Source organism: Devosia neptuniae (genome assembly GCF_025452235.1).
GTDB lineage: Bacteria > Pseudomonadota > Alphaproteobacteria > Rhizobiales > Devosiaceae > Devosia.
Window position 1 is genome coordinate 1,311,881 of the sequence record NZ_CP104965.1, and the last position, 21,426, is coordinate 1,333,306.

Genomic DNA, 21,426 nt, shown 5'->3' on the forward strand with positions numbered 1-21,426 from the left:
AAGGCCAATCGCGCATCGCGACCATGCGCCGCGTTCACAGCGGCGCGGGCGGCCGATATGGCTTTGACCATGATCCGCTTGTTCCGTTTTATCGGCCTTATCGAAGGCATTACCACGCTGGCGCTGTTTTTGGTCGCCATGCCGCTCAAATATTGGTTCGGCATGCCAGCCCTGGTGCCGCCGGTGGGCATGATCCATGGCGCGGCGTTCCTTGCCTATATCGTGGCGATGATTGCGTGTCTCTGGGGCCGTGGCTTTGCCCGCGGGGAATGGGCGCGCACGACTATCGCGGCCTTCGTGCCGTTCGGCACATTTCTCAACGACCCGTTCCTGAAGCGCAAGCAATTGCTGGACGAGGCGCGGATCGCCTGAGGCGGCTAGCCCTTAGCAAATCGCGATAATCTCTTCGTCGCTCATCCGCCCCGGAACAACCGTCAGCGGGATCGGCAGCGCATTGGCGCGGCCGGCGAAGTGCATGACCAGGGGACCGGGGCCATCGGTGGAGGTTGAGGCGGCGAGCACCAGGATGGCGATGTCGCGGTCTTCCCCGATGACATTTTCGATCTGCTCGGGGCCTTCGCCCTCGCGGATCACCGACTCGACCTTGATGTCGCCAATGTCCCTGAGGCGGGCGAGGCGCGCATCAAGATTGCGCTCGGCTTCCTCGACGGCTTCGGCACGCAGCACATCTTCAACGCCCAGGCCGATGAATTCGGGCCTTTGCACCACACTCATCAGGACCACGACGCCGCCGGTGCGCTTGACGCGATAGGCGGCAAAGGTCAAGGCGCGGTCGCATTCGGGCGTCTCGTCAATGACGACGAGGAATTTTCGCTTGTACTCGGTCTCGTACATTGCGTTTCCTTAGCTATTGTTGCCTGGCACGCGAGCGCTTATCAGCGGATAAAGCCAACGATATTGCGGACATCGTCCATGATCGGCTGGGCGATGGTGCGGGCTCGATCGGCGCCGTTGCGCAGGATGGTATCCATTTCGCCGCGATCGCTGACCAGCCGCTTCATTTCATCGGCAATGGGGGAGAGCACGGCGACAGAAAGATCCGCCAGAGCCGGCTTGAAGGCGCCCCAGCCCTGGCCGCCGAATTCACCCAGCACGTCATCGACGCTGCGGTTGGACAGGGCGGCATAAATGCCGACCAGGTTTTCCGCCTCAAGGCGCCCGGTAAGGCCGGCAGCCTCGCTGGGCAGGGCCTCGCCATCGGTGGTGGCGCGCTTGATCTTTTTGGCGATCATGTCGGCATCGTCCATCATATAGATGGTCGAGAGGTCCGAAGCGTCGGACTTGCTCATCTTCTTGGACCCATCCTTGAGCGACTTGACGCGCATGGCGGGGCCGGTGGCCAGGGTTTCGGTGATGGGGAAGAAGTCGCCCTTATGGCCCAGCGATTTGATCTGCTTTTTGAAGTCGTGATTGAACTTCTTGGCGATGTCGCGCGTCAGTTCCAGATGCTGTTTCTGATCTTCGCCCACCGGCACGCCGGTGGCTTTGTAGAGCAGGATATCGGCGGCCATCAGTGAGGGATAGGCAAACAGGCCCAGCGAGACATTCTCGCTGTTTTCGCCGGCCTTGTCCTTGAACTGGGTCATCCGCGCCATCCAGCCCATGCGGGCGACGCAATTGAGAATCCAGCTCAGCTCGGCATGTTCCATCACCTGGGACTGGTTGAAAATGATCGACTTTTTGGGGTCGACGCCCGCCGCGATATAGGCGGCCGCGATCTCATAGGTCCAGCGCTTGAGGTCAACCGGGTCCTGCCACACGGTGATGGCATGCATATCGACCACGCAATAGATGGTCTCATGCGTGTCCTGCAGGGGCACGAAGCGGCGGATAGCGCCGAGATAATTGCCCAGATGCAGATCGCCCGAGGGCTTGATGCCGGAAAAGACGCGAGGGGTGAAAGCCATAAAGGAGAGCCTAGCGGTTCAGTTACGCTTGTATTGGGGAACACTTATATCCGTTAGGCCGCGCTGTCATCCCGGCGGCTAGGCCCGCCTGCGGCGCAGCCGGCTAGCCAGCATACCCAGCTTTTGCGCGCCGGTGATGTGGACCAGCGTGAAATAGACCACGCAGCCGAAAACGCAGATGGCGAATAGCGCCGCAGCCTGGGTCAGGAAAGGCGCGCCGGGGGCAAAGATCGCCGTGGCGCGCTGGGCCAGCAGATAGAGCACACCGGCCATGACAAGGCTGCTGGCGATGGTCAGCAGATGTTTGCGTAGCGAAGCCGCGGGCAGGGCGAAATAGCCGCGCCGGGCGAGGAAGAGCGCCAGCAGCACCGCATTGAGCCAGGAGGAAATAGTGGTGGCCAGCGCAATGCCGACATGCTGCAAGCTGGGGAACAGCCACAGCGAAATGCCGATATTGGCGAGCACGGACAGCCCCGCGAAAATCGTCGGCGTGATGGTGTCCTTGCGCGAGAAAAAGCCCGGCTGCAACACGCGGATCAAGACGAAGGCTGGCAGGCCCCAGGCATAGCCCACCAGCGCTTCGGCGACGGGCACGGTAGCGCTGGCATCGAAGGCGCCGCGCTCGAACAGCACCCGGACGATGGGTACTGACAATGCCGCCAGCGCCGCGGCGGCAGGCATGGAGAGCAGCATGGAGAGCAGCAGCGACTGGTCCTGGCTTTGTGCCGCCTCGGCATTGCGACCGGCGCTGAGATGGCGGCTGAGCTCGGGCAGCAGCACCGTGCCGATGGCGATGCCGATAATGCCCAGCGGCAGCTGGTAGAGCCGGTCGGCATAGGACAGCACGGAGATGGCATTGTCGGCGCTTGAGGCAATCGCTGTACCCACCAGGATATTGATCTGGGTGATGCCGCCGGCCAGGATTGCTGGAATGGCCAGCAGCCAGAAACGTCGGACTTCGGCATTGGGCCAGGGAATACCCAGGCGCGGCACGAAATTGGCGCGGCGCACGGCGCCATAAACCAAAGCCAGTTGCGCAACGCCGCCCAGAAGCATGGCGATGGCGACCCAGAAGGCGATATCGGCCTTGTCCTCCAGCACCAGGATGGCCAGCGGGACGAGGGCGGCGATATTGACGATGTTGAGGATTATGGGCGCGAAGGCGGAGGCGAAAAAGCGGCCCAGCGTGTTCAGAATGCCGGCATAGGCGGCCATCAGCGACATGCAGGCCAGATAGGGGAACATGATGCGCGACAGGTAGACCGTCAGCGCGAATTTTTCCGGATCGTCGAACCCCGGCACGAAGACCCGCATAATGGGCTCCATGAAGATTTCGGCGAGGATGGTGACGACGAGGATCGCCGCGACCAGCCAGCTCATGATGCGGCTGGCGAGCAGCTTGGCGGCGTCTTCGCCCTGGGTTTCGAGCGCGGTCGAAAACATCGGCACGAAGGCGGTGTTGAAGGCGCCTTCGGCGAATAGCCGCCGGAACAGATTGGGAAAGCGGAAGGCGGCGTTGAAGGCGTCGGCGGCGGGGCCGATGCCAAGCACGGCGGCCATCAGCGCGTCGCGGGCAAAGCCGGCAATGCGGGAGACCAGGGTCAGCCCGCCTACGGAGAGGAAATTGCGGTAGAGGCTCATGGCGAGAGCGCAGCGCCGGCCGTGGGCGCGCTACCCATTGACCACCTTCTGTTCCGCCGGCTTGGGGTGGAACACATTCATCAGCGCATCATGGATTTTGCGCTGGCGCGGCTTGGACATGATCTTCTGGCCGGTCAAATCGGTGACGTAGAAGACGTCGACGGCCTTTTCGCCATAGGTGCCGATATGGGCGGAGCCGATGGTGAGGTTGAGATCGGAGATCTCGCGCGTCATGGCGTGAAGCAGGCCCATGCGGTCGAGGCCGGACACCTCGATAACGGTGAATTTTTCGCTGAGGGCGTTGCTCACGGAGACCTGGGCGGGCAGGGCGAACGGCTTAAGGCGCTTGTTGTGGCGGCTTTCCTTGCCCAGATCGATCAGGATCTGCCGCTTGCCCTGCAGCAATTGGCGGACCGTATCGATGATGCGGGTGGCGCGGACCTTCTCGTCCTCGTCAGAGGTGAAGGAGCGGCGCAACCGGAACGTGTCGATGGCGCGGCCGTCGCGGGTCGAGAAAATCTGCGCGCCGATGATCGAAGCATCCTGCATGGTGCAGGCGCCGGCGATCAGCGAGAGCAGGCGCGGGTGGTCGGCCATGTAGAAGCTGACTTCGGTGATGCCCTCGAAGGCCTTGATGCGGATCGAGCCGGCAAAGGTTTCGCCGGAGCTATCGGCCTGGCGGATCATGCGGGCATGCTCGAACTGCAATTCGGGCTCGGCGCGCAGCCAGTAATGATCGTAATGGCGGGCCATATAGGCTTCGACATCGGCGGGCAGCCAGGTGTCGAGCTTTTCGGCCAGCTGGCGGCGGGCAGCTTCGATGCGGTCCGATTGGGTGACCTGGCTATGCCCGCCCGACAGCAGTGGTTCGGTGGCATAGTAGAGCGCGCGCAGCAGGCTGCCCTTCCAGCCGGTCCACACGCCGGGGCCGACGGCGCGAATATCGCAGGCGGTGAGGATCATCAACAGCGCCAGGCGCTGCGGGGATTGCACCACGTCGGCAAAGGCCTTGGCGGTTTCGGGGTCCTGGATGTCGCGGGCCTGGGCGATCTCGCTCATCAGCAGGTGATGCTCGATCAGCCAGCTGACCGTATCGGTTTCTGCCGGCGTCAGGCCAAAGCGCGGGCAGAGCTTTTTGGCAATGCGCATGCCGGCAATGGAGTGATCTTCCGGCCGGCCCTTGGCGATATCGTGCAGGAACAGCGCGACATAGAGCAGGCGGGTATCGTTGAGCTGGGGCAGCAATTCGTGGGTCAGCGGCAACTGATCGCGAAGGCCGCCATTGGCGATGTCGGCCATGACGCCGACCGAGCGGATCAGATGCTCGTCCACCGTATAATGGTGGTACATGTTGAATTGCATCAGGGCGACGATCTTGCCGAAATCGGGCACAAACTTGCCCAGAACACCGCTCTCATTCATGGCGCGCAGGATGCGCTCGACCGACATGGGCGCGGTCAGGATGGTCAGGAAATAGCTGTTCGCCTTGGCGTCGTTGCGCACCTTGTTGTCGATCAGGCGCAGCGAGCGGGAGATGACCTTGATGGCATCGGGATGGAACAGCAATTCCTCGCGCCCGGCGACGAGGAAAATCTTGATCAGGTTGACCGGATCCTTCTCGAACACGTCGGGGGCGGCGATATTGAGCCGGCCGGTATCGAGCACGAAATCGCTTTCGCCCTTGATCCTGGACTTGCCGGAACGGAACGGGGCCAGCACGCGGCCCACCAGATCCATGTCCTTGGCGTGGTTGAATTCCAGAGAAGCGCAGATGATGCGGGTCAAATCCCCCACATCCTTGGCGACCAGGAAATAGCGCTTCATGAAGCGCTCGACGCCCAGCATGCCCAGGCGCTGGGCATAGCCCATGCGGTGGGCCAGTTCGGGCTGCACGTCAAAGGTCAGCTTTTCCTCGGCACGGCCGGTGAGGAAATGCAGGTGACAGCGCACCGCCCACAAAAAGTCCTCCGCCCGCGAGAACAGGCGATATTCGCCATTGGACAGCACGCCCTTGCCGACCAGCTCATGGCTGGTTTTGACCTGGTAGAAATATTTGCCGATCCAAAACAGGGTGTTGAGATCGCGCAACCCGCCCTTGCCGTCCTTGATATTGGGCTCGACCACATAGCGGGTATTGCCCATCGCCTTATGCCGTTCATCGCGCTCGGCCATTTTGGCGGCGATGAATTCGGGGCCCGTTTTCGGCATGATTTCGGTTTCAAAGCGCCTGACCAGCTGGTCGAACAGCGCCTTGTCGCCGGTCAGGTAACGCGCCTCGAGCGTCGCGGTACGCACGGTCATGTCGGCGCGGGCCATGCGGATGCTCTCATCGACCGAGCGGACGGCATGGCCGACCTTCTGGCCCAGATCCCAAAGCAGGTAGAGGATATATTCGGTAACCTGCTCGCCCCAGGGCGTCTGCTTATAGGGCAGGATGAACAGCAGATCGATATCAGAACCGGGGGCCAGGGTACCGCGGCCATAACCACCGACAGCGGAGAGCGCGATGGCCTCGGCGCCGGAAGGATTGTCGACCGGATAGACCCGGCTGGTGGCAAACAGATAGACCGCGGTGATGATCTCGTCCTGCGCGTCGGACAGATTTTGCGCGCAGCGGGTGCCCTTGCCGTTGGCGAGCAATTCTTCTTCGGCCGATTTGCGCGCGGCGGCCAGGGTCTGGCGCATATGGGCCAGGACGACGGCGCGGGCGGCGGCGCTTTTGGGCGCTTCATCGCCAATGGCGGCGTCCAGTTCAGCCAGCAGGGTTTCGGCGCTTTTCAGCGCGAACTGGGGTTTTCGCGGCTTGGCTTCAGCTTCGGCGAGCGTCATCGCGGAGTTTCTTTAGTTCGTAGAGGGCTTCGATCGCTTGCTTGGGGGTCATTTCGTCGGGACGAACGGCGTCGAGCGCGGCATGGACTGGGTCAGGGCCCGCCGGTTTGGCAGCAGGCTGATGGGCAAAGAGCGGCAGATCATCTAACACGCTGGCCTTCTGGCTGGAAGAGGCCGTTCCGGCCGAGCGTTGTTCGAGAATATCAAGCACCTGGCGGGCGCGGGCAAGCACCGGTTCGGGCAGGCCGGCCAAGCGCGCCACCTGGATGCCATAGGAACGGTCGGCGGCGCCGGGTCCCACTTCGTGCAGGAACACCACCTCGCCCTCCCATTCGCGCACCTTCATGGTGACATTGGACACGCGGGAGAGGGTTTTAGCCAGGCTCGTCAATTCGTGGAAATGGGTGGCAAACAGCGCCCGGCAACCGGTGGTTTCGTGCAAAGCCTCGACGGCCGCCCAGGCGATGGAGAGACCATCAAATGTCGCGGTGCCGCGGCCGATTTCGTCCAGCACCACCAGCGAGCGCCGGGTGGCGCGATTGAGAATGGCCGAGGTTTCGACCATTTCGACCATGAAGGTCGAGCGGCCATGGGCAATGTCGTCGGATGCGCCGACGCGGGAAAAGACCCGGTCGATGACCCCGATATGGGCCGAGGCGGCGGGCACGAAACTGCCCATTTGCGCCAGAATGGCGATCAGCGCGTTCTGGCGCAGAAAGGTCGATTTACCGCCCATATTGGGGCCGGTGACCAGCCAGAGCCGGCCGCCACCGATATCGTCGGCGCCGGAGAGGTCCGCGTCATTGGCGACAAAGCTGTGGCCCTCGGCCTGCACCATATCCTCGACCACCGGATGGCGGCCGGCCTTGATCTCAAAGGCCAGGGACGTGTCGATTTCCGGCCGGGCATAATTGCGGGTGGCGGCGAGATGAGCGAGCGCGGCGGTGACGTCGAGTTCGGCCAGGGCGTCGGCGAGTTCGCGTAAGGCCTCGGTGCGGCCGAGAGCCTCGCTGCGCAGGCTCGAAAAGATCTTCAGCTCGATATCGAGCGCCGCCTCATGGGCGCGGGCAATGCGGCCTTCGAGATCGGCCAATTCGGTCGTGGTGAAGCGCATGGCATTGGCCAGCGTCTGGCGATGGATAAAGCTCTGGCGATGCGGCTCTTCGAGCAGCCTGGTGCCATGGGCGGCGGGCACTTCGACGAAATAGCCGAGCACGCCATTATGCCGGATCTTGAGCGAGCGGACGTCGGTTTCCTCGATCAGCCTGGCCTGGAGCGCGGCGACGACAGCCCGGGTCTCGCTGGCCAGCGCGCGCTCGTCATCGAGGGTCTGGTCATAGCCCTTGCGCACAAAGCCGCCATCGCGGCTGAACAGCGGCAATTCATCATCGAGCGCCAGCGCCAACATGGAGGCCAGCGGCGCGGGCGCAGCGGCCAGGGTCGCCGAGAGCCGGGCAAGGACCGTGGGAACGTCATCGAGCCGGGCGAAATGGCCCGAGAGCGCAAGAGCGGCACTGACCGCCTTGCCGATGGCGGCCAGATCGCGCGGGCCGCCGCGATCGAGTGCCAATCGCGTCAGGGCGCGGGCCAGATCGGGCACGGCCTTGAGATCGCTACGCAAACGGCCATTGAGCATGGTATCGCCGGCCAGAACCGAGACGGCATCGAGCCGCTCGTTGATCGCCGCCGCATCGGCCAGCGGCGCCGCCAATCGCGCCGAGAGCAGGCGCGAGCCGGGGGCGGTGACGGTGAGATCAATGGCATTGCGCAGCGAGCCGCGTTGCTGGCCGCGCTGGGTCTGGTGCAGTTCCAAACTCGCGCGGGTAGCCTGATCGATGGCCATGCTGCGGGCAGTAGCGCCCAGCACGGGCGCGCGCAGGGCGACGCCGACGCCCTTCTGGCTGTCGCTGATATAGGCGACGATGGCGCCCAAAGCCGAACGTGCGGCGCGGGACAGCGCGGATGGGTCAAAAGCACCGCCAGGAAAAGCGTCGCGCAAAGTGGCCGATGCCGCTTCGCTGTCAAAACTTTGCGCCGGGGCGATATGGCTGATCGGCAGCCAGGCGGGCGCGAACAGGTGCCGCTCCACCAAAGCCAGGCGCGTCGCCTCGCTCAGGATCAGCTCGGCCGGATCGATGCGGGCCAATTCGTCCTGCAATTGATCGGCGGCGAGATCGGCGGTGAAGCTTTCCCCGGTCGATACATCGGTCCAGGCGAGGGCGAAATCGGTTTCCCCATGCCGCACCATGGCGAGGGCGGCGAGGAAATTGCTGGCACGAGCGTCGAGGTGATCGTCCTCGGTCAGCGTACCGGCGGTGATCAGCCGCACGACATCGCGTTTGACCACCGATTTGGCGCCGCGCTTTTTGGCTTCCTTGGGGTCTTCCACCTGTTCGCAAATGGCGACGCGATGGCCCAGTTTGACCAGCTTGTTGAGGTAGTCGTTGGCGGCATGGATGGGCACGCCGCACATGCCTATATCCTGGCCCAGATGCTTGCCGCGCTTGGTCAGCACGATGCCCAGGGCGGCGCTGGCGATCTCGGCGTCCTCGAAGAACAGCTCGTAGAAATCGCCCATGCGGTAGAACAGCAGATAGCCCGGATTGACCGCCTTGATCTCGAAATACTGCGCCATCATCGGCGTGAGGGCCGGGGCGGGCGAGAGGGATGCGGAGTCGGGGAGCGACTGGTCCATGAATGCTTTAAACTATGCGGCAGGAAGCGGCCAAACTAGGGCAGGTTGCAGCCCGATACAACCGCGCAAGGCTCATTGTCCCGCTCAATTGCCACCCAGAATCAGCCACCAGGCAAGGCCCTGCGCGATGACGAAACCGAGCACGGCCGACCAGCTCAGACTATCGGCGGTATGGGCGGGAAAGCGGAACCAGCCCAGATGGGCGGCGACGCGCAAAATGGCCAGGACGATGAAGACGGTGAGATAGGCCAGCAGGGCATAAAAGCCGATGGTCCAGCCCTTGGCGTAATTATTGTCGGTGCCCGGAACGCCCAACAGCCACGGCACGGTGGCGAGGGCACAGAGCACGGCAAGGATGATGGGTACGGCGGTGATCAGGAAGCGACGCATGACAGCTCGGCCAAAGACAAGGGCACCGGCCAGAGGAACCGGTGCCCAGGATTATGGCGGAATGTTCGGGCTTTAGCGAGTTTTTGCTTTGGCCATGGCTGCCCGGCGACGCGGCCGCGGCGCCATTTCGACCGGCTCGATCACCTTGCGGTAAAGGTGCCAGGTGGCATGGCCAAAAATCGGGATCACCACGGCTAGCCCGACAAACAGCGGCAGCGAGCCCAGCGCCAGTCCGATGGCGACGATCAGGCCCCAGGCCAGCATGGGGATGGGGTTTTTCAGCACGGCACGGATCGAGGTGGTGACAGCGACATAGGCGCCGACATCGCGATCGAGCAGCAGCGGGAACGCCACGACCGTGGTGCACAGCGTGATCACGGCAAAGGCCAGGCCCAAGAGATTCCCCACGATCAGCAGCGTCCAGCCTTCCGGCGTGGTCAGCACCTGATTGATCAGTGCGCTGAGCTGGGTGGGCGCGGAAGAGCCGAAGAGGTTTTCATAAAGCCCCTGCGCCGCCGTCAGCCAGAGGGTGAAGACGGCAAACAGGAATACCCCGATAGCGGCAATCGAGGCGATGGCGGGCGAGCGCAGCACCTCGAAAGCGTGGATCCAGGAGGTATCGAGCCCCAATTCGCGCCGGCGGCTGATTTCATACAGCCCGATGGCGGCGAAGGGGCCGATCAGGGCAAAGCCGCCCATCAGCGGATAGAGCAGGGGCCAGGTGTGATAGCCCGACATCCACACCGCCAGCACGATACCGACAATCGGATAGATCAAAGTGAGCAGCACATAATGGGATGGTTTGGCCCAGAAATCGGACGCGCCGCGTTTGAGGGCATCGAATAGATCGGCCAGGGTGATTTTACGAACTGTTGGGTGGTCCAGCACCTCGGTGGCGCCACCGATGACGTGAAAATTCGCCATGAAATGTCCTCCTCCAGAACATGGGGAGGTCGCGTTGCATGACCGGGTAACATCGCTTCGGCCACGAAGCGCGACCTGCTAGACGAGGAAGAATAGCCTAGCTGCGGCAGATTGTCGCCCCCAGCTCGGAAAATTGTGAAGGGGGAGCCCCAATGGTCGAGGCTCCGCGTCCCCTCCCCCTTGAGGGGAGGGTTAGGGTGGGGGTCGGCGAGGACCAGCGCCGGGGCCACAAGGCCCCCCACGCCGGCCCTCCCCTCAGGGGGGAGGGAGGGCCAGACCCTAAATCTCGTAGCGGTCCGTCGGATCCTCGACCGGCCGATAGACAAAATAATCAAAATCAGCGGGACTCGCCGTGCCATTCAGATCATGCGCGGCCATGCCGACAAAGGCGCCGGTGAAGCTGCCATGGGCCTGATGACCCCCGCATTCATCCGAGAGGAGCGAGGCGTCGAGCACGGGGCCGATGGGCTGCAAATCCTGGCCTTCGAGTGCATAGAAGAATTGCAGCTTCGGCCCGCGAATGCGCAGGGCCAGCTTGACCTTGCCTGTGTTGGGAATCTGCACGGGATCGGCCGGGAAGCGCAGATTGCCGTCGGGCCAGCTCATTTCCGAACTCATCAGCAGCAATTCGCGCTGGCCGTCGGAATGGGCGGTAACGGCCAGATAGAAGAAATTGTAGCGGCTGTAATAGGCCGTCAGGCCCGCCATGGTGCGCTCGTCGGTGGCCGCGAAATCGAGCACGGTTTCCGCATCATAGGAGAAATGGGTCTGGCGGCGGGCGACAAGGGATTGCTCGAACCATGAGCCGATCGATTCGCGACCGAACAGGCGCAGCTTGTTGTCCTTGAGGGCAAAAATCCGTTCCGGCTCGGGCGTGCGCAACCATTGGAAATCCTTGTGCAGCGCGCCTTCGAACGTATAGCGCTGCTCGGACCAGTATTTGGCAGCGTCGAACGTGCCGGGCACTTCCACATGCAGCGAGGGGACCGGCCCGTGTTTCACGTGAATCCAGTCATCTTCGCCCCAATAGGCTTCCTGAATGGCGGTTTCGCGACCCAATACGCAGCGGCGGTTCTGCGTGGTGGGGCGGCCGGTCAGATGCACCAGATAGGTCTTGCCCTCGGGCGTTTCGACCAGATCGCCATGCCCGGCGCGCTGCAGGGCGGCAAAGGGCGCGTCCTTGGAGGTCAGGATGTGCTTGTCGGGATGGGTCTCGTAGGGTCCCCAGATAGTGCGCGAGCGCGCAAAGGTGACGGCGTGGTCATAGGCCGTGCCGCCCTCGGCGGTCAGCAAATAATACCACCCGTTGCGCTTATAGAGATGCGGGCCTTCGACCAGCTTGAGGTCAGTACCCTGGTAGATATTCTTGATCGGGCCGACCAGCTTGCCCTGGGCGGGATCGAATTCCTGCAATGCAATACCGGCGAACTTCAGCGGCCGCGTGCGGTGGTCCCACAGCATGTTGACGAACCACTTCTTGCCGTCGTCATCATGGAACAGTGAGGGGTCAAAGCCCGAGGAATTGGCATAGATCGGGTCGGACCAGGGACCCTCGATGGCAGGCGCGGTGACAATGTAGTTATGCGCGTCCTTGAACGAGCCGTCCTTGCGCTTGACGTCGGTATAGACCAGCCAGAATTTTTCACCGTCATGGGTGAGGCAGGGCGCCCAGACGCCGCAGCTATCGGGATCGCCGCGCATGTCGAGCTGCGCCTTGCGCGTCAGCGGCCGGGTGACCAGGTCCCAATTGGCAAGGTCCTTCGAGTGGTGGATCTGCACGCCCGGGAACCACTCGAAGGTCGAGGTGGCGATGTAATAATCCTCGCCGACCCGCAGGATGGACGGATCGGGGTTGAAGCCGGGCAGGATGGGATTGGTGATCTGGGGCATATTTCCTCCTCCCCGCCACCGCTTCCCTTCTCCCCTTGTGGGAGAGGTGGCGCGCAGCGCCGGATGAGGGGTCTGCGATGGTTGAAAGACCCCCTCCCTGGCAGGGAAGGGGTCAGCGTTTTGGCTTAGACGAAGCGGTTGATCAGGTTTTCGAGATATTCCTGGCGGCCGGATTTGGGCTGCGGGTTGATGCCATCGGCATGCACCTTGGCGGCAATGTCAGCCAGGCTCAGCTTGCCGGCAAGGATGTCCTTGCCCAGGCCATTGTCCCAGCCGGCATAGCGGCCATCGAGCAGCTTGTCATATTCGCCATCCTCGATCAGGGCGACGGCGCCCTTGAGGCCGCGCGCCAGGGTGTCGAGACCCAGGATGTGGCCATGCAGCAGGTCTGCCGGGTCCAGCGACTGGCGGCGCACCTTGGCGTCGAAGTTGAAGCCGCCCTTGCCCAGACCGCCCTGCTTGAGGATGTAGTAGAAGGCCAGAGCCATTTCGCCCGCATTGTTGGGGAAGTGGTCGGTATCCCAGCCGGACTGCAGATCGTTGCGGTTGGCGTCGACCGAACCAAGCTGGCCCAGCGAAGAGGCAATAGCCAGTTCATGCTCGAAGGAGTGACCGGCGAGGAAGGCGTGGCCAACCTCGATATTGCACTTCACCTTCTTTTCGAGGCCGTATTTCTGCAGGAACCCAAACACCGTGGCGACGTCGAAGTCGTACTGGTGCTTGCTCGGCTCCTGCGGCTTGGGCTCGATCAGGATCTGACCGGTAAAGCCGATCTTTTCGGCATGCTCGATGACCAGGTGCAGGAAGCGGGCCATCTGGTCCTGTTCCTGGCCGATCTTGGTATTGAGCAGGGTTTCGTAGCCTTCACGGCCGCCCCAGAGCACATAGTTCTCGCCGCCCAGTTCATTGGTCAGCTCGAGCACGGCCTTCACCTGGCCGGCGGCATAGGCGAAGATTTCGGGATCGGGATTGGTGGCGGCGCCCGCCATATAGCGGCGGTTGGAGAACAGGTTCGCCGTGCCCCAGAGCAGCTTCTTGCCGCTTTCCTGCATCTTGGATGCAAGGATATCACCGATGACGCGCAGGTTCTTGTTGCTCTCCTCGAGCGTTGCGCCTTCGGGGGCCACGTCAACGTCGTGGAAGGCGAAGAAGGGCACGTCGATCAGGTTGAAGAATTCAAAGGCCACTTCGGCCTTGAGCTTGGCGCCTTCCAGACCCTTGTCGAACCAGGGGCGGTCGAAAGTCCGGCCGCCGAACGGGTCGCCGCCTTCCTGGGCAAAGGTGTGCCAATAGGCGATGGCGGGGCGGATATGGTCTTCCATCCGCTTGCCGGCGATCACTTCGTCCTTGTTGTAATGACGATAGGCCAGCGGGTTCTTGCTGGCAGGGCCTTCATACTTGACCTGGCTCAGGCCCTTGAAAAAATCACTCACGAAATTGCCTCCTCGATGGCAGGGTAAAGGGCGCGGTAGCGCGCATATTGATCGGAATAGGCGGCCGACAGGGATGTGTCGGGCGCGATGACGGTTTTGATCGGCGGCATGGTCATGACATCAGCGGGATTAGCCCCGGTGGCGGCGCAAAGGCCGAGCCGGGCAGCCCCCAGCGCCCCACCAAAATCGCCGTCCTCGGGGAGGGCGATTTCCATGTCGAGATTGGTTGCCAGCAGCTTGAGCCAGAGCGCAGATTTGGAGCCACCTCCGACCGCCAGCAGACGGTCGATCTTGGTGCCGGCATCGGAGAGGACACGCTGGCAATCGCGCATGGCGAACGTCACGCCTTCCATCACGGCCTGGGCCAATTGCGCCGGTTCCGTGCTCTGGCTGAGGCCGGTGAAGGAGCCGCGGGCCCTAGCATTATTATGCGGGGTGCGCTCGCCCGACAGGTAGGGCAGGAAGATTTCCTCGCCCGGCCCTTTGAACTGGGCTTCGGCAGCGCGGGAGAGATCGGCCTGCTTCTGGCCGGTGATGCGCGACAGCCAATTGAGGCTATCGGTGGCGGACAGGATCACTCCCATCTGGTGCCAGGTATCGGGAATGGCGTGGCAGAAGGCGTGCACGGCGCCCTTGGTATTGGGGCGAAACTTATCGTTGGAAACGAACAGCACGCCCGACGTGCCCAGCGACACAAAGCCCTCGCCGGGCCGGATGGCGCCGATGCCGCAGGCCGAAGCGGCATTGTCGCCAGCGCCGCCGGCAATAACCACATCGCCCGACATGCCCCAACGGGCAGCGAATTCGCGCTTGAGATTGGCTGAAGGGGCCGAGCCTTCAACCAGGCGCGGCATGTGCGAGCGGTTCAGCCCGGTGACGGCCAGTAATTCATCGGACCAATCGCGCTTGGCAACATCGAGCCAAAGCGTGCCGGCGGCGTCGGACATGTCCTCGACATGCTCGCCGCTCAGCAGCAGCCGCACATAGGCCTTGGGCAGCAGCACCTTGGCGATTCTGGCGTAAATGTCCGGCTCATGCTTGCGCACCCAGGCGATCTTGGGGGCGGTAAAGCCGGGCATGGCGATATTGCCGGCAATGTCGCGCAGGCTCGGGAGCGCGGCTTCCATCTCGAGGCATTCAGCGGCCGAGCGGCCGTCGTTCCACAGGATAGAGGGGCGCAGGATTTCGTCACCTTTGCCCAGCAGCACCGCGCCATGCATATGGCCGGACAGGCCAATGCCGCGCACTTTGGCGAGCTCGGCCGGATGGCTGGCTTTGAGCTTGTCCACTGCGGCGAGCGTTGCCGTCCACCAATCATTGGGGTTCTGTTCGGACCAGCCGGGATGGGGGCGCACGGGCTCGACGGCGGGGGCCGAGGCGTCGCCAACGGGCTTGCCATTATCGTCGATCAGCAGCGCCTTGACGCCGGACGTGCCGATATCGATGCCGAGAAAAGTCATGAGGCACGTACCTCATTGGCGGTCACAAACAACATCTGAACGTCCTCCCGGCCCATTTTGGGCCACGCCGGTTTGGTGATGGCGTGCTTCTTAGCGCAGATTGTCGCGCAGGAAAATCCCGATTTCAATGGGGGCATTGCCGGAAAGCCCATTGCCGCCCAAAGCCAGGGCTCGCGCCGCCGCAATCGCCTGGCGAATTTCGCCGTCCGGATTCTGGTCGAGCACCACGTCAATCGCCCCGCCGACCAGGCCTTGCCGCGTGGCGGCGGTCAATTCATGGGCGATGACGCGGATGGCGCCGGCGCGCCCGGAATTATCCAGCGCCTTGACCAGCCCGGTATTGCCTGCGCCCAGATTATAGAGCCCGGCAAGATCGGGGTGCTCGACGAGGAGCGCGGCGACGATTGATTCGGTCTGGGAGGCTTCGTCATGCCCCTCGAGCGGCCCCACCACGGTGACCGCGGGAAATTCGGCCGCCAATGCCGCATGAAAGCCAGCCAGGCGATCGGAGTGATCGCGCAGATGCAGCGAGCCGGCGATCAGTGCCACCTTGCCGCCATGCGGCAGGAAGCGACCGAGCAGGGATGCGGCCGTGCGGCCGGCCGCGACGTTGTCGATGCCGATGAAATGGCGGCGCTGCGAACCGGGCAGGTCCGACACCAAGGTGAGCACGGCAATATCGCGTCGGCTGGCAGCGTCGACGGCGGCCAGCACGGCCGGATCTTCCCCTGCCACGATCACCGCGCAATCGCAGATTTTCGCATCGAGCCCATCCAGCGCCCGGGCCAGGGCGGCGCCATCCAGCGCCTTGACCCGCAAAATCTGGATATGCACCCGATCGCTCAGCGCCGGCGCGGTCCAGCGCTCGATCGCCTCGGCGAGGCTAGCCATGAAAGCATTGGAGCCGTCCGGGATGACGAAGGTAACGCCGATATCGCGGGCGCGGGCCAATAGCGACGCCGACAGATCGCGATGAAAGCCGATCTCGGCAATGGCCGCTTCGACCTTTTCGACGGTGGCGGCGCGTACGCCGGGACGTCCATTGAGCACGCGATCGACCGTGGCCAGCGACACGCCCGCCACCCGCGCCACGTCATGGACGGTGACGCGCCGTCTGCCAGCGATCTCATTCACGGCACTTTCCTTCCCTCATTGCCCGTACACTCGACACCGCCCGAGAAAAGGTCAAGTCCGACATTGCAGGGCGCCGAGAAAGCGCGCTAGACCATAGCGCCAAAACCTGGAGGGGCAGCATGACCATTGCGGTATCGACATTCGGCGAACACGCGGGCAAGCGGGTGGATCAGTTCCGCCTGGTGAGCGATACGGGCGTTGAAGTCGACCTGATCGGCTATGGCGTGGTGGTGCGCGACTGGCGCGTGCCGGTGGCCGGGGCGCCCCGCTCGGTGGTGCTGGGCTTTGATACATTCGACGCCTATCCCGCCCATAGCCCGCATTTGGGCTCGCTCGCCGGACGCGTCGCCAACCGCATCAAGAATGCCTCCTTCGATCTGGATGGAAAAACCTACAACCTGCCCGCAAATGCCGGCAGCCTGCAATTGCATGGCGGCGAGCAGGGCCTGGGCCGGCAGGTGTGGGACGGGGAAGTCGACGAAGCTAACACGGCCGTGCGCTTCACCCATTTCAGCCCGGACGGGGCGATGGGCTATCCCGGCAATGTCAATTTCACCGCGACCTACCGGCTCAAGGGCCATCGCCTCTTGCTGGAGCTGACCGCAACGACCGATCGGGCCACCCCGATCAGCCTGGTACAGCATCAATATTTCAACCTGGGCACATCAGCCGATGTGCTCGACCACACCATCCAGGTCAATTCATCGGCCTATACCCAGCTGGGCGAAGACCTGGCGCCAACCGGAGCCATCCTGCCATCGGCCGGCACGCCTTATGACCTGCGCCAGCCGCGCAGCATGCGCGACGGCAATGGCGCGCCGGTGGATTACGACATCGGGATGGTGCTCGACACCGGCCGCAATCATGCCGATCCGATCGCCACTGTGGTCGGACCGGACCAGGCGCTGACGCTCAAGCTCTGGAGCGACCGGCCGGGCGTGCAAGTTTACAATGGCGTCTGGACCGACATTCCGGTGCCGGGCCTGAACGGCAAGCATTATGGCAAACATGCCGGCTTCTGCCTTGAGGACCAGGCCTTTGCCGATGCGGTGCACAATCCGCATTTCCCCAATGTGATCTATTCGCCCGAACGCCCCTATAGCCATTGGTGCGAATTCGAGATCGCCTGAGCGGCACGAGCCTGCGACAGAATCTGGCAGCAGTGATACCCGAATCACTCCTGCCACGGCCTGTCAGCACGCGTGAATGAAGCTTTCCTCACGATGCCGCGTTGCTGCGACATGAGGAGAGACGACATGACCCCTTTCACCATCGCTGTTTCCGACGCCGATCTTGCCGACCTCCAGGACCGGCTCGGCCGCACCCGGTTCCCCCATGTCCTGCCGGATGCCGGCTGGGACGATGGCATAGACCAAAACTTCCTGCGCGATTTTGTCGCCTATTGGGGCACGCGCTACGATTGGCGCGCCGCCGAAGCCAGGCTCAACGCTTTTCCCCAATTCACCGAGGTGATCGCGGGCGAACTGGTGCATTTCGTGCATGTGCTCGGCCGCGGCCAGACCAATGTGCCGCTGCTGCTGGCCAATGGCTGGCCATCCAATTTCGTCGAATTGCTGCCGCTGGTGCCGTTGCTTACCGAGCCGGTCGATGGCGTGGCCTTCGATGTGATCATTCCCTCGCTGCCCGGCTTTGGCTTTTCCGGCAAGCCCAGCCGGCCCGGCATGAACCTGACCCGGGTCGCCCCGCTCTGGGCCGAGCTGATGAGCCGGCTCGATTATCCAAAATTTCTCGTATCCGGCTCCGATCTGGGCGCTGGTGCGGTGATGGCGCTGGTGCGCGACTTTCCCGACCGGCTGATCGGAGCGCATTACATCAATGTCTATTTCGGTTTTCCCAAGCCGGACGACCTCTCGCCCGAGGAAAAGGCCTATGTCGAGCGCGGCAATTATTGGGCCTTTGCCGAGGGCGCCTATGCCATGATCCAGGCCACCAAACCCGCCACGCTGGCGGTCGGCCTCAACGATTCCCCGGCCGGGCTCGCCGCCTGGATTCTCGAAAAATATCGCACCTGGTCGGATAATGGCGGCGATATCAGCAATGCCTTCGAGTTCGAAGATCTGGCCACCATTCTCTCGGTCTATTGGTTCACCCAGACGATCGGCTCCTCCGTGCGGCTCTACAAGGAGGCTTTTGCCGATGCCGAATTGCCCAAAAAACCGCCCCGGCACGACGTGCCTCATGCCATTCTCGTGCCGCCAGCCGACAATCCGGCGCCGCGCGCCTGGGGCGAACGCAATCTCTGGAATATCGTGCGCTGGACCGAACTGAGCCAGGGCGGCCATTTCCCGGCGCTCGAAGTGCCCGAGGCGATGGCCCACGACATCCGTGCGTTTCATGGCCAGATCGCGTAATTCTGGCGCCGCGACACCCGCCATGCAGACGCTTGGCGCCGTCCCGGGAATCTGGCATCCAAGGGCGCCAGAGGAGAACGAACCATGGACAAGACCGAGCGGCTCTTTGCCGTCATGGATGCGCTGCGACGCCATCGCCGGCCGGTCACGGCTGCCGCTTTGGCCGAGGAACAGGGCGTTTCCGTGCGCACGCTTTATCGCGATGTGCAGACGCTTATCGGGCTGGGCGCGCCCATCGATGGTGAAGCCGGGGTGGGCTATATGCTGAAACCCGGCTTCTTCCTGCCGCCCCTGATGTTCACGCCCGAAGAGCTTGAGGCCCTGGTGCTGGGTGCCCGCTGGGTGGGCGCGCAGCCCGATGATGGGCTGGGCGCTGCCGCGCAGAATGCCCTGGCCAAGATCGCCACCGCCTCGCCCGAGGATTTGCGCGATCGCATCAACGATACCGGCCTATGGCCGGTGGCGGTGTGGAGCAACAAGACCCCCATGCCCGTGCTGGGCCAGGTGCGGCAGGCCATGCGCACCGAAAAAGCGCTGCATATTTGCTATGAAGATGAAAGCGGGCGGCCCAGCGAGCGCGCCATCTGGCCGGTGCAACTGGCCTATTACGAAGGCAAACAGGTCATCGCCGCCTGGTGTTGCCTGCGCCAGGCCTTCCGCAATTTCCGCACCGACCGCATCGTGTCGCTGCTGATGACCGAAGACCGCTATGGCAAGCGCCGCGCCATGCTGGAACGCGAATGGCGCGAGGTACTGGCCACGGAACGGCGGGGCGAGTGAGCCAGCGGTCTAAGCGGCACTCGTTTCACGTGAATCAGCCGAACAGAGTGAGCAGGTTCGCCAGATCATCCGGCGCGATCCGGCCAATCGCTATGCCACCGAGCCAGAGCGCATGCAGGCCGGCCAGGCACCAGGTGAACAGCGCAAAGCCCGGCTTGGCCGTCTTGTGGCGAAACCGGCTTTGCGCCAATAGGCCCCCAATGATGCCAAAACCCAGATCAATGCTGTGCAGCATGGTTTCCGAAATGCGCCATTGATTGGTCCGGGCATAATGCTTGTCGGTGGCATAAAGCCCGAAGGACAAGACACCGATCCCAAGATAGCCGGCTCCCAACCAGAGCGGCGCGAGACCCAGCGCCAGGTCATAAATGAGCAAAACCAATAGACCCACAGCAAGCCAGGGCCGCGGATCGAAACGCTGCTCATTGGCGACCGGCGGCAGGCCGCGCGATCGCACGGCCCGGGTCGGGGCGGGATTGGCGCCCCGGATGCGAGCGTTAATTGCACGCGGGCGGCCTTGCGCATCAACGCCGGCGTCGAAATCGAGCTGATCGCCAATCAGCGGACGCGTGGCGATGCGGCTGATGGATTTGATGTGGACGAAATAGCGTTCGCCTTCGGCATCGCGGATGAAACCAAAGCCGCGATCATCGTTCCAATCGACCAATTGCCCGCTTTTGCGCATGTTCTGCCTCCGCGCCTACCAGCATAGCAACAGGCCGGTTAAGCAGGCTTTGCAGGGCCAAAAATAGCTCGAGAAAACCATTGATCGGTAAACGACGATGGATGTAGGCTAAGGCTTCCTTCCATTTTTCATGCCGTTTGTCATGTCAGATACTGCGAAGCGTTTCGTGCAAACCCAATTGGCCCGCACGGAGATCGAGATCGGGGGTTCTCATCCCTGGGACGTGCAGGTGCACAATGAACGCCTTTACGGCCGCGTGCTCAGTCAGGGCACTCTGGGCCTGGGCGAAAGCTATATGGATGGCTGGTGGGATGCCGAAGCGCTCGACCAGTTTCTGTTCAAGCTGGTCACCGCCAATATCCAGGACAATTTCCCCAAGGACCTGGCGCTGATCGGCAGCGTGCTCAAGGGCAAGCTGCTCAATATGCAGCGCCTGCGCGTCACCGAAGTGGGCGAAAAGCATTACGATATCGGCAATGATCTCTACGCTGCCATGCTCGACAAGCGCATGATCTATTCCTGCGGCTATTGGCATAATGCGGGGGATCTCGATGCCGCCCAGGAAGCCAAGCTCGATCTGATCTGTCGCAAGGTGGGGCTGCAGCCGGGCATGCGCATTCTTGATATCGGCTCGGGCTGGGGCGGCTTTCTGCAATTTGCCGCCGAGCGTTATGGCGTGTCGGGGGTGGGCGTCACCGTCTCCAAGGAACAAGCGGCGCTCGCCAATGAACGCACGGCTCATCTGCCGGTCGAGACCAAGCTGCTCGACTATCAGGCGCTGGACGGGCAATTCGATCGCATCATCTCGATCGGCATGTTCGAGCATGTCGGCTACAAGAATTACCGCGCCTATTTCGAAAAGGCGGCGAGCCTGTTGGCGCCGGATGGGCTGATGCTGCTGCACACGATTGGCGGCCACAGCTCGACCAGTCATGGCGATCCGTGGAGCGAAAAATACATTTTTCCCAATGGCATGCTGCCCTCCATCGCCCAGATCGGCAAGGCCATCGAGGGCCTGTTCGTGATGGAGGACTGGCACAATTTCGGCGCCGATTACGACAAGACGCTAATGGCCTGGCATGAGCGCTTCGTCGCGGCCTGGCCGCAGCTGGAAGACCAGTATGACGAGCGCTTCTACCGAATGTGGCGCTACTATCTCAACGTCTTCGCCGCCCTGTTCCGCGCTCGCAATATCAGCCTATGGCAGGTGGTACTGTCCCCGCGCGGCGTGCCCGGCGGCTATACGAGCGTGCGGTGAGCCGTGA

At 62.8% G+C, this 21,426-nt stretch carries 17 protein-coding genes; 5 read left to right on the plus strand and 12 right to left on the minus strand.

What is annotated here, in order from left to right:
* Window positions 1-57: 57 nt before the first annotated feature.
* Window positions 58-372: a DUF3817 domain-containing protein gene (locus N8A98_RS09145; protein ID WP_262170814.1), complete on the plus strand. Its 315-nt coding sequence runs from the start codon at window positions 58-60 to the stop codon at window positions 370-372.
* Window positions 373-384: 12 nt separating this feature from the next.
* Here the strand turns inward: N8A98_RS09145 and N8A98_RS09150 are convergent, their stop codons facing one another.
* The 11 genes from N8A98_RS09150 to N8A98_RS09200 all read right to left on the minus strand — a co-directional run bounded on the left by N8A98_RS09150 (window position 385) and on the right by N8A98_RS09200 (window position 16,324).
* A complete protein-coding gene (locus N8A98_RS09150) occupies window positions 385-855 on the minus strand; it encodes a universal stress protein (protein WP_262170815.1) in 471 nt (156 codons plus the stop codon).
* A gap of 41 nt (window positions 856-896) precedes the next feature.
* Window positions 897-1,928: a tryptophan--tRNA ligase gene (gene trpS, locus N8A98_RS09155; protein WP_262170817.1), complete on the minus strand. Its 1,032-nt coding sequence runs from the start codon at window positions 1,926-1,928 to the stop codon at window positions 897-899.
* Window positions 1,929-2,006: 78 nt separating this feature from the next.
* Window positions 2,007-3,569, minus strand: coding sequence for a murein biosynthesis integral membrane protein MurJ (gene murJ, locus N8A98_RS09160; RefSeq protein ID WP_262170819.1), 1,563 nt, complete (start codon window positions 3,567-3,569; stop codon window positions 2,007-2,009).
* 30 nt (window positions 3,570-3,599) lie between these two features.
* Window positions 3,600-6,398 (minus strand): [protein-PII] uridylyltransferase, encoded by a 2,799-nt coding sequence (locus N8A98_RS09165; protein WP_113123490.1) that lies wholly within the window; start codon window positions 6,396-6,398, stop codon window positions 3,600-3,602.
* Window positions 6,379-9,093 carry a DNA mismatch repair protein MutS gene (gene mutS / locus N8A98_RS09170; protein WP_262170823.1) on the minus strand — a complete coding sequence of 905 codons (2,715 nt, stop codon included), beginning with the start codon at window positions 9,091-9,093 and terminating at the stop codon, window positions 6,379-6,381. Before mutS ends, N8A98_RS09165 begins: the two co-directional genes overlap by 20 nt.
* Window positions 9,094-9,177: 84 nt before the next feature.
* Entirely contained in the window at window positions 9,178-9,483 is a 306-nt protein-coding gene (locus N8A98_RS09175) for a hypothetical protein (RefSeq protein WP_262170825.1), read from the minus strand.
* Between the two features lie 72 nt (window positions 9,484-9,555).
* Window positions 9,556-10,407, minus strand: coding sequence for a DUF2189 domain-containing protein (locus N8A98_RS09180; protein WP_262170826.1), 852 nt, complete (start codon window positions 10,405-10,407; stop codon window positions 9,556-9,558).
* Between the two features lie 279 nt (window positions 10,408-10,686).
* Complete coding sequence (locus N8A98_RS09185) at window positions 10,687-12,297, minus strand: glycoside hydrolase family 43 protein (RefSeq protein ID WP_262170828.1); 1,611 nt, start codon at window positions 12,295-12,297, stop codon at window positions 10,687-10,689.
* 125 nt (window positions 12,298-12,422) lie between these two features.
* The gene (xylA, locus tag N8A98_RS09190; RefSeq protein WP_262170829.1) at window positions 12,423-13,730 is read right to left on the minus strand and encodes a xylose isomerase; all 1,308 of its coding nucleotides are present in this window, start codon (window positions 13,728-13,730) and stop codon (window positions 12,423-12,425) included.
* A complete protein-coding gene (gene xylB, locus N8A98_RS09195) occupies window positions 13,727-15,190 on the minus strand; it encodes a xylulokinase (RefSeq protein ID WP_262170831.1) in 1,464 nt (487 codons plus the stop codon). The genes xylA and xylB overlap by 4 nt, the downstream gene beginning before the upstream one ends.
* 90 nt (window positions 15,191-15,280) lie before the next feature.
* Window positions 15,281-16,324: a LacI family DNA-binding transcriptional regulator gene (locus N8A98_RS09200; RefSeq protein WP_262170832.1), complete on the minus strand. Its 1,044-nt coding sequence runs from the start codon at window positions 16,322-16,324 to the stop codon at window positions 15,281-15,283.
* Between the two features lie 119 nt (window positions 16,325-16,443).
* On the opposite strand from N8A98_RS09200, the gene N8A98_RS09205 reads away from it, so the two are divergent.
* From N8A98_RS09205 to N8A98_RS09215, 3 genes are all read left to right on the plus strand, one after another.
* Window positions 16,444-17,454: an aldose epimerase family protein gene (locus tag N8A98_RS09205; RefSeq protein ID WP_262170834.1), complete on the plus strand. Its 1,011-nt coding sequence runs from the start codon at window positions 16,444-16,446 to the stop codon at window positions 17,452-17,454.
* 126 nt (window positions 17,455-17,580) lie between these two features.
* Complete coding sequence (locus N8A98_RS09210) at window positions 17,581-18,696, plus strand: epoxide hydrolase family protein (RefSeq protein ID WP_262170835.1); 1,116 nt, start codon at window positions 17,581-17,583, stop codon at window positions 18,694-18,696.
* Between the two features lie 84 nt (window positions 18,697-18,780).
* Window positions 18,781-19,476: a helix-turn-helix transcriptional regulator gene (locus N8A98_RS09215; RefSeq protein WP_113120533.1), complete on the plus strand. Its 696-nt coding sequence runs from the start codon at window positions 18,781-18,783 to the stop codon at window positions 19,474-19,476.
* Between the two features lie 34 nt (window positions 19,477-19,510).
* Here the strand turns inward: N8A98_RS09215 and N8A98_RS09220 are convergent, their stop codons facing one another.
* A complete protein-coding gene (locus N8A98_RS09220) occupies window positions 19,511-20,161 on the minus strand; it encodes a DUF1294 domain-containing protein (protein ID WP_262170838.1) in 651 nt (216 codons plus the stop codon).
* Window positions 20,162-20,303: 142 nt separating this feature from the next.
* Between N8A98_RS09220 and cfa the strand changes: the two genes are divergently transcribed.
* A complete protein-coding gene (gene cfa / locus N8A98_RS09225) occupies window positions 20,304-21,419 on the plus strand; it encodes a cyclopropane fatty acyl phospholipid synthase (RefSeq protein WP_262170839.1) in 1,116 nt (371 codons plus the stop codon).
* The last annotated feature ends 7 nt before the right edge of the window (window positions 21,420-21,426 follow it).